This is a genomic window from Rhodococcus sp. AC861, from assembly GCF_979256035.1.
Genome location: NZ_CEEDMW010000002.1, coordinates 411,733 through 422,949 on the forward strand (window position 1 = coordinate 411,733; position 11,217 = coordinate 422,949).

An 11,217-nucleotide genomic window follows, 5' to 3' on the forward strand; every position below is an offset into this window, starting at 1 on the left:
GCGGATCTTTCCTTAGCCAGAGCAAGCATAATACTTGTGTGCTTACAACTGTCCCGTCGGGCGACCTCGATCATCGTCGCAAGATGATCATCCTGGCCACGTGCTGTCTGAGCCTGCTGATCGTGTCGATGGACGCCACCATCGTGAACGTCGCGCTGCCCGCCATCCGCAGCGATCTCGGTGCGTCGGTCTCGCAACTGCAGTGGACCATCGACGTCTACACGCTGGTGCTGGCAAGCCTTCTGCTCCTGTCCGGCACCACCGCCGACCGCGTCGGCCGACGCCGCGTCTTCCAGATCGGCCTCATCAGCTTCGCCGTCGGCTCGCTGCTGTGCAGCCTCGCGCCGACCGCCCCGGTGCTGATCGTGGCCCGGATGATCCAGGCCGTCGGCGGATCGATGCTGAACCCGGTGGCGATGTCGATCATCACCCAGGTGTTCACCGGCAAGGCGGAGCGGGCTCGCGCGATCGGCATGTGGGGCGCGGTGGTCGGAATCTCGATGGCACTCGGCCCCATGCTCGGCGGCCTCCTCATCGACGTCTCCGGATGGCGATCGGTCTTCTGGATCAACATCCCCGTCTGCATCGCGGCGTTCGTCCTCGCCGCCGTGTTCGTTCCCGAGTCGCGCTCCCCCGTCGTGCGCTCGTTCGACCCGCTCGGTCAAGCGCTCGGCGTGACGATGCTCGCGGCACTGGTGTTCGGCCTGATCGAAGGCCCGTCGCTGGGGTGGTCGTCGCCTGTCACTCTCGGCGTCTTCGCGCTGGCGATCGTCGCCTTTCTCGGATTCGTCACGTACGAGAGGCGCCGCACCGACCCCTTCATCGATCTGCGCTTCTTCCGCAGCATCCCGTTCTCGTCCGCGACCGTCGTCGCGGTGTGTGCGTTCGGCGGATACGGCGCGTTCTTGTTCCTGATGTCGCTGTATCTGCAGGAGGTTCGCGGACTCAGCGCCGTCGTCACCGGCCTGTCCTTCCTCCCGCTGGCTCTGGCCACATTGGTGTGTTCACCGCTGTCGGGTCGGATGGTCGCGCGCTGGGGAGCGCGGCCGTCGATGACCGTCGCGGGCACCGTCATCGCCGTCGCCGGGCTCGCCCTCACGCGTCTCGACGCCTCGACCACCACCACCGAACTGGCCGTGATGTTCACGATCTTCGGCATCGGCTTCGGGCTGGTCAACGCCCCGATCACGAACGCCGCCGTGGGCGGCATGCCCCGTGACCGCGCCGGCGCCGCCTCCGCCGTCGCGTCCACCAGCCGACAGATCGGCGTCAGCATCGGCGTCGCGCTGTGCGGGAGCCTCACGGCCGCCGGTGCGGTGGCCGGTTCGGGCGAGGAGTTCACGTCCTCCACCCACACGGTGTGGTGGGCGCTCGCCGTCATCGGGATCATCGTCGCCGCACTGGGGATCTTCAGCGCCAGTGCGCGGGCCACACGATCCGCCGACGGTGTCGCCGAGCTCTTCCGGTCCGAGGAGCCCGCCCGTGTCTGACCCCGTCGACTCGGCGTGGCGCGCGATGACGTCGCTCGTCTTCGAGAACCGGGACACCTGGCGGCGACGGGTCGCGGACGAGGTCGGCATGCCCTTCAGCCGCGTGCGCGTACTACGCCGCCTGATGGCGGGGTCGCTCACCATGACCGAACTGGCGTCGGCCGCGGCGATGGACGCCCCGGCGACGACGGTGTGCGTCAACGATCTGGAGAAGCGCGGCTACGTCCAGCGCACGGTGGAAGCCGATCGACGCAGCAAGCGCGTCACGGTCACGGACGACGGCCGCGCGGTCATGGAGCGTGTCGGCGACATCAGCGATCCGCCACCGACATCTCTACAGCACCTGAGCACCGAGGATGCGGCGCACCTGCACCGCATCCTCGCGCGAGCGGTCAGCCCAGTCGGCGCAGACGGGGTTCGAGATCGGTCTTGAACAGCTCGAGGAACCGACGCTGATCATGGCCCGGCGCATGGAACACCAGGTGGTTGAGACCGGCGTCGACGTACGGCTTGACCTTCTCGACGGCCTCGTCGGGATCGGACGCGACGATCCACCGCTTGGCCACCTGCTCGATCGGCAGCTCGTCCGCGGCCTTCTCCATCTCGATCGGGTCGTCGATGGAGTGCTTCTGCTCCGGCGTCAGTGACAGCGGAGCCCAGAACCGGGTGTTCTCCAGTGCCGCATCAGGATCGGTGTCGTACGAGATCTTGATCTCGATCATGTGATCGATGTCCTCGACGGGCCGCTCCATCTTCGCCGCACCCTCGGCGACGGCCGGAATGAGCTTGTCGGTGTAGAGCTCCATGCCCTTGCCCGAGGTGCAGATGAAGCCGTCGCCGCTGCGTCCCGCGTAGCGTGCGACCACCGGGCCACCCGCCGCGATGTAGACGGGAACGCCGCCCTCGGGCACGTCGTAGATCGATGCGCCCTTCGTCTTGTAGTACTCACCCTCGAAGTCGACGCGGTCGCCGAGCCACAGCTCGCGCATCAACGACACTGCCTCGCGCAGGCGCGCGAACCGTTCCTTGAACTCCGGCCATTCGCCGTCGAATCCGGTCGCGATCTCGTTCAGGGCCTCACCGGTGCCCACGCCCAGCATGATCCGGTTCGGGTACAGGCACGCCATCGTCGCGAACGCCTGCGCGATCACGGCAGGGTTGTAGCGGAACGTCGGAGTCATGACCGACGTGCCCAGCTGCAGGGTCTTCGTGCGCTCGCCGACGGCCGTCATCCACGCGAGCGAGAACGGGGCGTGGCCGCCCTCGTGGCGCCAGGGCTGGAAGTGGTCGCTCACGGTCGCCGAATCCATGCCGGACGACTCCGCGAGAACGGCGATCTCCACGAGCTCGCGGGGGCCGAACTGCTCGGCCGATGCCTTGTATCCCAGCTTCAATGCCTGTGCCACACCGAACTCCTGTCTCTTCGCCGGTAGGGATCCGACTCCTGTCATGTCTATCAGTAACGACGTTCGAATCGTCGTGCGCGCAACCCTGTGCGCCCGGGCTCCTCTCCGGCACCGTGGAACGGTTGCTCGAGAACGAGGAGTCCTCCGTGCGTTTTCAGATCCTGGACATCATCTTCAACCCGCCGCACCCCGTCACGGGCGAGTCCGTGCCCGCGGCCGACCGGTTCGATCGCGTCGTCGAGCTCGCGGTCCTTGCCGACGACCTGGGCATCGACTCCTACTCCGTCGGTGAACGGCACGCCGGTGACGTGCTGTCGACGAGCCCGACCGTGATCCTCGGTGCGCTGGCTCAGGCCACGAGTCGGATCCTCCTGTCGACGGGTGTCACGGTGCTGTCCGTCCTCGACCCGGTACGCCTCGCGGAGGACTTCGGCACCGTCGATCAGCTCAGCCGCGGCCGACTCGAAGTCGTCATCGGCAAGGGCAACGAGGTGCTGCAGTACCCGCTGTTCGGCAAGGACATCGCTAAGCAGTACGAGTACCTCACCGAGAACTACGAATTGTTCCGACGACTCATCAGCGAGGAGAACGTCGGCTGGTCCGGGCAGCACCGCAGCCCCCTCACCGACGCGACCACCCTTCCGCGGCCCTACGCCGGACCCTTCCGGATCTGGCACGGCTCGGCGACGTCGACGGAGGCGGTGGACCTGGCCGCGCAGTGGGGTGACCCGATCGTCTCGGCCAACGCGTTCCAGCCGCGCGAGAACTATGCCGTCCTCATCGACAGGTACCGCGAGAAGTACGCCGAGTACGGGCACGACCCGGACTACGCCTTCGTCGGGTCCGGGTCGGGTGGCCTGTTCCTCGCCGACACCACGGAGAAGGCGATCGAGGAGTTCCGGCCGCTGTACGAGGGCGCCGTCGCGCAGGCCGACAAGCGTCGACACGATCCCGCGGCCAAGGGAAAGGTGACCAGCTTCCGCACCGTCGAGGAGGCGGTGGACCGCGGACCGTCACTGGTCGGATCGTCCGAACGCGTCGCCGAGAAGATCGTCGACTACCACCAGTCCTACGGCCATGTGCTGCAATCGGTCTCGATCAATCACCTGCTCGACCCCGAGCACCAGAAGGACATCCTCCGGCAGTTCGCCGAGGACGTCATCCCCCGCGTACGCAAAGAAATTCCCGAGCCGCTGCTGTGGAGCGAGCGGGATGACCGGCGCGCTGTGTCCTTCACCGCGGAGTCGTGGTCGTGAGCATCGCCTTCGTCGGCGGCGGCCCCCGCGCCACCGGCATTCTGGAACGGATCGTCGGTCGCGCCGACGACCTCGCCGAACCTGTCGACGTCCATGTCATCGATCCGCACGCGCCGGGAGCCGGACGGATCTGGCGGCGCGACCAGGACCCGCTGCTGTGGATGAACTCCGTCGCGGCCGACGTCGCGATGCTCCCCGACGGGTCCGGTGGCCCTACGTTGGCCGAATGGGTGCTGGCCAATCGGGACACCCTCGTCACCGATCCTGCGTTGCGCGACGAGATCACACGATTCACGCCGTCGTCGTTCGCGTCCCGGTCTCTGCAATCGCACTACCTCGCCCACGTCTTCGAGTCGACCGTCAAGGCCCGCCCGGACAAGGTGCGGGTCCACGTGCACCGAGCCACCGTTCTCGACCTGTCCGAACATGCCGGGCTGCAACGACTGTCGTTGGATTCCGGCGAGGTGCTCGAGGTCGACGACGTCGTGCTCGCGCAGGGACAGCCCGACACGGAGCCTCCCGCGGACGTCGCCGCGTTCGCGCACTTCGCCGCCGACCACGGTCTGCGCTACATCGGGCCCGGGTACACCGCCGACCTCGATCCGACCGTCGTACCCGAGCATGAACCGGTACTGGTCTCCGGACTGGGGCTCGCCTTCGTCGACTGGATGGTGCTGCTCGCCGAGTCACGGGGCGGCACGTTCTCCCGGTCGGACGACGGAACCCTCGTCTACGCCCCGTCCGGACGGGAGCCCGTGGTGTACGCAGGTTCCCGACGCGGAGTGCCCTACCACTCCAAGATCTCCTACTCCATCGCCGACGCTGCTCCCCCGTTGCCGCGCTTCTTCGTTCCGGAAGCCTTTCCCGGCACCGACACCCTCGATTTCCGCGCGGACATCTGGCCGCTCGCAGTGACCGAACTGGCGTGGGCCCACTATTACGAGTTGTTCGCGTCCCATCCCGACGCGGTTCGTGGGTCGTTCGCCGACCTGGACTCGGCGTTGGAAAGGGCCGGTGCTGCGGCCGTCGACGACCTCGTCGGGCGGATGGTTCCCGACCCTGCCGATCGGTTCGACATCGACGTGCTCGACCGGCCGTTGCAGCACGAGCAGTTCGACTCCCTGGAGGAGGCGGCCGACCGGGTCCATGCCTATATCGACGCGGACCTCCGGCGTCGGCGGGACCCACGGTTCAGTGCCGATGCCGCCGTCTTCACCGGATTGCTGTCGGTCTATCGCACCGTCGGCGAACTGGTGCGTACGCAGCGTCTCGCGCCCACCGACGTCGCCACGCAGGTGGAGGGAAATCTGCACTCGTTCTTCAGCTTCATCGCCAGCGGCCCCCCGCCCGAACGACTCGAACAACTGCTCGCGCTCGGCAGGGCCGGAGTGATCCGCTACCTCGGCCCGAACGTCCGCTTCGACGTCGATGCCGACGGGTTCCGGGCCACGTCGACCGCACACCCGGACGTCGTGCGGGCGGGAACGTTGATCGAGGCCAGATTGCCGGCCGCCTCCATCTCCGCGAGTGCCGATGTACTGCTCCGATCGCTCCACGAACGCGGCGAGGTCCGCGAGGTTCGCGCGTCGCCCACCAGCCCTGCCAAGCTGGCCGTCGACGGGTCGTCACGCGTCGTCGACGCGTCGGGCACAGCTCACCCACGGCGGTACGCCGTCGGGGCCTGGGTCGCCGGCCACGCCTGGTCCGGAGCCTTCGCCCGCCCCGGCATCGACGCAGGATTCTTCCGGCACAACGACGGCATCGCCGCCGATCTGATCAGCTCGAGCACAAACGTCCAGGACCGACGCGCCGTGTGATGTTCTGTGTCGCATGCCAACTCACATCACTGCCACCAAACTCGGCGCCCATATCGGAGCGCGCATCGACGGGGTCCGCCTCGGCGGGGATCTCGACGCGGACACCGTGGACGTCGTTCGCCGTGCCCTGCTGCAGCACAAGGTGATCTTCTTCCGCGGCCAGGATCACCTCGACGAGGAGTCCCAGTACGCGTTCGCCGAGCTGCTCGGAGCCCCGACGACGCCCCATCCCACCGTGACATCGCACGGCACGAAGACTCTCGCCATCGACTCGACGTACGGCAAGGCGAACAGCTGGCATTCCGACGTCACCTCCGTCGATCGCATCCCGAAAGCGTCGATCCTCCGCGCAGTCACGCTGCCCGAGTACGGCGGCAACACCACGTGGGCATCGCAGGTAGCCGCGTACGAGTCTCTGCCGGAACCACTTCGAGCACTGGTGGACAATCTCTGGGCAGTGCACACCAACACGTACGACTACTCCGCCACGGCTGCCGATGCTGTGCGCGACGAGAACTCTGCTGCGTACCGCCGCGAGTTCCAGTCCACCCACTACGAGACGGAGCACCCTGTCGTACGCGTCCATCCCGAGACCGGTGAACGAACTCTGCTCCTGGGCCACTTCGTCAAGAGCTTCGTCGGACTGTCCACGAAGGAGTCCCACGCACTGTTCACCCTGTTGCAGGACCGAGTGACGAAGCTGGAGAACACCGTTCGGTGGCAGTGGCAGCTGGGCGACGTCGCGATCTGGGACAACCGCGCGACGCAGCATTATGCCGTCGCGGACTGGGGCGACCAGCACCGACGACTCGAGCGCATCACTCTGGCCGGCGACGTCCCGGTCTCTGTTCACGGTGAGAGCAGCCGGGTCATCGCTGGGGACGCGTCGCACTACTCGCCGCTCGACAAGCCGACCCTCGTCGCCGTCTGACGACACCTATCCAGCCCACCTCTCGGTCAGCAGTTCCTCGAGTCGAACTTCCACGGACGACGAGGACATCGGGCGCGGCGGTGCCGGAGCCGCGGAGTCGTAGGTGTGGCCTGTTGCGGTCCGGAAGCGGACGATATGCAGGCCGGCGACATCCTCTCGGATCCTCGTCGTCTCCCATCCGTCCGCTTCCTTGGCGTAGTTGCAGGCAGCACAGAGGCCCATGCCGTTGTCGGCGGTGGTCGGTCCACCGAACCGGTGTGGGGTGATGTGGTCGTGGTGGCGGATCGGCGCGTCGCACCACGGCGTCCTGCACGTCCGGTCCCGGATGTCGATGTACAACGCCAGTCCTGCGGGGAACGTCCGCGCACTGGACTCCATCGCCGTCAGGTTCCCTGTCGCCGGGTTCGCATACACGCGCCGCAGGGTCGCTCCGGCCCCGCCCGTGTCCACGCTGTCCGCTACGAGTCTGCGGGCCGACGCCGCAGGAACGGTGCCGTAGCCGGGAACGTAGGCGGCCTCGTCGCCGCCCGCGAGCAGTGTTTCGTCGGACATGACCATCTGCACCGCCACGGGGGCGCCCTGTGCTGCGGAGGCTCCGGTCACGCGCTCGAACAGCAGGTCTGCCATGACCTGGTCCCTGGTTCGATCTCCCGCCAGGCCGGACCCCACCATCGCGTCGGCGTCTCGTCGGAGCGTCGCGTAGACGCACACCGCCTGATCCATCGGCATCAGAGCATTCACGTAGGCCATGAACTCGGGTGCGGGTCGCACGCTCACCCGGCGTTGAGACTTCGCCCGAGCATTGCGTTTCACCACCGACGCCGCATCCAACTCCTGTGCGACGGCGGAGGCCATCGCGACGATATGCACGTCGCCCTTTCCGTCGAGGGTCGCCGCCTCGGCACACAGACGCCGGTCGACCTCGCGCCGGTCTTCCGCGGACAGGTGTGCAGTCTCCCGGACCAGGAGCGTCGCTCGATACTCGTTCAGCAGGCCTCTGCGCATCAAGGCATGGGTGTGCGGCATCTCCTGCACCACCACCCGCGCCAGGCCCAGATAGGTGCCGCCTCGATGATGGGATTCACGGCGTGCAAGACCCACCTGAGACGCGATGCCGGCGTCCCATTTGTTCTGCGCCACCCCACGATCGCGGCGATCGGACCGAATCACCGCGGAGACATGATCGGTCACCGATGCCTGCGCCGCCGCCCCCACCGACTTCAACTCTTCCAGAGCCCTCACGGCGTCGATACCCGACGCGGCCGTCTCGTAGTCGTCGACAAGGCTCAATCGCGTTGCGAACTGGCGTATCTCGGCCACTGTCGGTGGTGCGAGCACTGCAGATTCGATCATGAATTCCCCCCGGATCCCTGAGTCCACCCGAAGGTAGACCAAGGGTCCGACACGATCGTTAGAGTCGTCCTATGAGCAGGCTTCCCGCCGCGAACGACCCCACCGACCGATTGGCTCGGCACATCGTCGGCACGTACTTCGCCCTTCGCGCGGCGCTGTCCGTCCTCGCGGTCGGGCTGCCTATCATCCTTGTCGGATGGTCGATTCTCGACGCCGATCTTCCCGTCCTCGGGTCCATGAGCGAGTACTACTACAGCCCCGCGCGCGACGTGTTCGTCGGCGTGCTCGTCGGAACCGGGATCACGCTGATCTGCTATCGCGGGTACGGCCCGCTGGAGAACGGACTGCTGAACGTGGCCGGTTCGCTCCTCGTCGTCGTCGCGCTGGTTCCCACGGATCCGCCGGGAGAGAACCACTTCGGGCTCCGCATGGCGGTCCATGCCGCAGCGGCCGTCGGATTCTTCGTCAGCTTCGCCGCGTCCGTGTGGTGGTGCGCCGACGACACTCTCGACACGTCCCGGGACTCCGCTGCCCGCATCCGCCGCTATCGCATGGTCTACCGAGCTGTGGCCGTGATCGTGGTCGTCGCTCCTGTCTCGGCACTGGCACTGGTGCTCGTTCTGCGCCAAGGCGCGTTGGCGGTGCTGGTCGTCGAAGCCGTGGCCGTGTCGACCTTCGGCATCTACTGGTCCGTGAAGTCGTACGAGCTACGCGGAACCGAACTGGCCGAGCAGCCGTGAACCCCGCACATCGCCAGCATGCATACCGCGAACGTCTCGAGTGGGGATTACGCGGCGCCGACGCCATAGCCGCCGACGCGGACATCGCCGTTGTCGTCGACGTGCTGTCGTTCACCACGACGGTCAGTGTCGCGCTCGACCGAGGTATCCAGGTGGTGCCCCATCGGTGGAGTGACGCCGAAGCGGTCGCCCGACGCTTCGACGCAGCAGTAGCCGTCCCTCGCTCGCAGTCGGGCCCCGGCCGAATCACGTTGTCCGCATCGTCGATCCGTTCGGCCGACCCGGTTCCGCAACGTCTGGTCCTTCCCTCCCCCAACGGATCGACCATTGCCGAGGCCTTGGCTGCCGCCCCCGTAATGATCGCTGCGTCCCTTCGCACGGCGACCGCGGTTGCTCGATGGATCGCCCGGACGGCACCACCGGATGCCACGGTCGCCGTCGTCGCGGCGGGTGAGAAGTGGCCCGACGGGTCGCTGCGTCCGGCGATCGAGGATTTATGGGGTGCGGGGGCTGTGCTCGCGGCCCTCGACGCGGAGCGCGGCCTGTACTCGCCGTCGCCCGAGGCCCTGTCAGCACGGGCGGCGTGGCTGTCGATCCGCGGTGATGCAGCAACAGCGTTGCGAGACTGCAGCTCCGGCCGAGAACTCGAGGCGATCGGCTTCGGCGACGATGTCACAGTCGCCGCGGAAGTCGACCGGAGCACGTGCGTGCCCATCGTCCGGGGCGGACTGTTCGTCGACTCCGATCACGCCGATCCGAACCATCGCCGGTAGCGCCACGACGAGCAAGACTGTGCGCAGCAATCCCGACGGAGAGCAGGAGCGACCATGAGCTACACACCCGATGCCGACGTCCACCGCCGAGAGATCGATCTCGCGGTCGGCGTACTCATCGCGCTCCGATCGGTCAGCGAGGGCGACGCTTTCGTCGAGCTGGCCGACCATGCTCGCTCGACCGGATCGGGTCTCGTACCCAGCGCTCGCGCCTTGGTGGCTCTCGCACGCGGTCACCGATCCGACACCCCGGCAGGACGCGCAGCCGAACGTCGGTGGGGATCGGCGCTGAACCACCGATCACCGGCCGTACACACCCCCGCAGCCTGAAAGGCCGTGGCTTCCCCGCCTTGAGAGACTACGGCGTTCCAGTCAACGGTGGGTCGGACGCTCTCAGCGCATGATTCCGTGATGCCGTTCTGCCACATCGGGATGCGCCCGAGTGCGGGACTTCCACGCGTTCTCGCCGTACGTCGTGAAGATCGGGTTGTCCGGGTCGGCTTCGACCCCGCGAGAGCGGGCCTTCAGATCGGTCGGCAGATCGATCACCGGCACGCGTGCGTCGAGGGCCGGGCTGAGGAAGTAGGGAATCGAGATGCGGTCGGACCCGGGCATCGGCGCGAGCACGCGGTGCCGTGTGGCCCTGAGGTAGCCACCCGTCGCCACCTCGAGCAATTCGCCGACGTTGACGATGAACGCTCCCGGCACGGGCGGGACGTCGATCCAGTCGCCGTTGCGTAACTCCACCTGCAGACCCTGCGACTCCGGCTCCACGAGCAGCAGTGTCAACACACCGGAATCCTTGTGCGCGCCCACACCTTGCGGATTCTCGGCACTTCCCGGATAGCGGACCACCTTGATCAGCGTGGCGGGGAGGTCCGCGAACGCGGCATCGAAGATGCTTTCCGACGCCCCGAGTGATACTGCCCAGTGCCGGAGGAGCCGCAACCCGACCTCCGACAGCGCCCGGTCCCACGTCTCGAAGGCGGCGCGGAGTTCGGGCAACGCCGACGGCCACTGGTTGGGGCCCTGCAGGTTCCAATACCCTTCGGCGCCGATGATCACGTCGCGCTCGGGTCCGATGTCGATCTGTTCACGCCAGTCGACGGCGCCGTTCGTCAGTTCACCACCGAGCCGCGTGTAACCCCGGAATTGCGGCGAATTCAGTTTGGCTGATCTCGTCTTTGGCGTCCGCCGGCAACGCGAAGAAGGTGCGCGCCAACGACAGGACGGTCGACACGAGCTCAGGAACGACACCATGACCGGCCAGGTAGAAGAACCCGAACTCGTGCGTTGCTTCGCGCAGCGCCGAGCGGAACTCGTCGACATCGGTGGTCGACATGTCGAGAACGGGCAGAGCTGTCATGGTTGTCCTGTCGTTCGCCTACGGACCCGGTCCAGCCGGTGGTTCTGCTCCCTTCGCACGAAGTATCGGCGGGATCCCGCGCGGT

General features: G+C 67.1%; 10 protein-coding genes and 1 pseudogene. 8 read left to right on the forward strand and 3 right to left on the reverse strand.

Features of this window, described 5'->3' with window-relative positions; translation table 11 throughout:
* Positions 1–83 precede the first annotated feature (83 nt).
* Positions 84–1,490 (forward strand): DHA2 family efflux MFS transporter permease subunit, encoded by a 1,407-nt coding sequence (locus AC0IX4_RS07380; RefSeq protein WP_471828808.1) that lies wholly within the window; start codon positions 84–86, stop codon positions 1,488–1,490.
* On the forward strand, positions 1,483–1,923 hold the full coding sequence (locus tag AC0IX4_RS07385) for a MarR family winged helix-turn-helix transcriptional regulator (RefSeq protein ID WP_471828547.1): 441 nt from the start codon (positions 1,483–1,485) through the stop codon (positions 1,921–1,923). The genes AC0IX4_RS07380 and AC0IX4_RS07385 overlap by 8 nt, the downstream gene beginning before the upstream one ends.
* Here AC0IX4_RS07385 and fgd read toward each other — a convergent pair.
* Positions 1,883–2,896, reverse strand: coding sequence for a glucose-6-phosphate dehydrogenase (coenzyme-F420) (gene fgd, locus AC0IX4_RS07390; RefSeq protein WP_042576339.1), 1,014 nt, complete (start codon positions 2,894–2,896; stop codon positions 1,883–1,885). The genes AC0IX4_RS07385 and fgd overlap by 41 nt on opposite strands.
* Before the next feature lie 146 nt (positions 2,897–3,042).
* Between fgd and AC0IX4_RS07395 the strand changes: the two genes are divergently transcribed.
* From AC0IX4_RS07395 to AC0IX4_RS07405, 3 genes are read left to right on the forward strand one after another with little or no spacing between them, the layout of a single operon-like run.
* Entirely contained in the window at positions 3,043–4,152 is a 1,110-nt protein-coding gene (locus AC0IX4_RS07395; protein ID WP_471828548.1) for an LLM class flavin-dependent oxidoreductase, read from the forward strand.
* The gene (locus AC0IX4_RS07400) at positions 4,149–5,969 is read left to right on the forward strand and encodes an FAD/NAD(P)-binding protein (protein ID WP_471828549.1); all 1,821 of its coding nucleotides are present in this window, start codon (positions 4,149–4,151) and stop codon (positions 5,967–5,969) included. Before AC0IX4_RS07395 ends, AC0IX4_RS07400 begins: the two co-directional genes overlap by 4 nt.
* Positions 5,970–5,982: 13 nt before the next feature.
* The gene (locus AC0IX4_RS07405; RefSeq protein WP_471828550.1) at positions 5,983–6,900 is read left to right on the forward strand and encodes a TauD/TfdA dioxygenase family protein; all 918 of its coding nucleotides are present in this window, start codon (positions 5,983–5,985) and stop codon (positions 6,898–6,900) included.
* Between the two features lie 6 nt (positions 6,901–6,906).
* Here the strand turns inward: AC0IX4_RS07405 and AC0IX4_RS07410 are convergent, their stop codons facing one another.
* Positions 6,907–8,253, reverse strand: a complete 1,347-nt coding sequence (locus AC0IX4_RS07410) for an HNH endonuclease signature motif containing protein (protein ID WP_471828551.1) — start codon at positions 8,251–8,253, stop codon at positions 6,907–6,909.
* A gap of 71 nt (positions 8,254–8,324) precedes the next feature.
* On the opposite strand from AC0IX4_RS07410, the gene AC0IX4_RS07415 reads away from it, so the two are divergent.
* The 3 genes from AC0IX4_RS07415 to AC0IX4_RS07425 are packed head-to-tail and all read left to right on the forward strand — an operon-like array spanning position 8,325 to position 10,096.
* Positions 8,325–8,993: a hypothetical protein gene (locus tag AC0IX4_RS07415; protein WP_471828553.1), complete on the forward strand. Its 669-nt coding sequence runs from the start codon at positions 8,325–8,327 to the stop codon at positions 8,991–8,993.
* On the forward strand, positions 8,990–9,766 hold the full coding sequence (locus AC0IX4_RS07420; RefSeq protein ID WP_471828555.1) for a 2-phosphosulfolactate phosphatase: 777 nt from the start codon (positions 8,990–8,992) through the stop codon (positions 9,764–9,766). Before AC0IX4_RS07415 ends, AC0IX4_RS07420 begins: the two co-directional genes overlap by 4 nt.
* Positions 9,767–9,820: 54 nt before the next feature.
* Positions 9,821–10,096, forward strand: a complete 276-nt coding sequence (locus AC0IX4_RS07425) for an ANTAR domain-containing protein (protein WP_471828557.1) — start codon at positions 9,821–9,823, stop codon at positions 10,094–10,096.
* A gap of 63 nt (positions 10,097–10,159) precedes the next feature.
* Here AC0IX4_RS07425 and AC0IX4_RS07430 read toward each other — a convergent pair.
* Positions 10,160–11,132: pseudogene (locus tag AC0IX4_RS07430) on the reverse strand (isopenicillin N synthase family dioxygenase).
* Between the last annotated feature and the right edge of the window lie 85 nt (positions 11,133–11,217).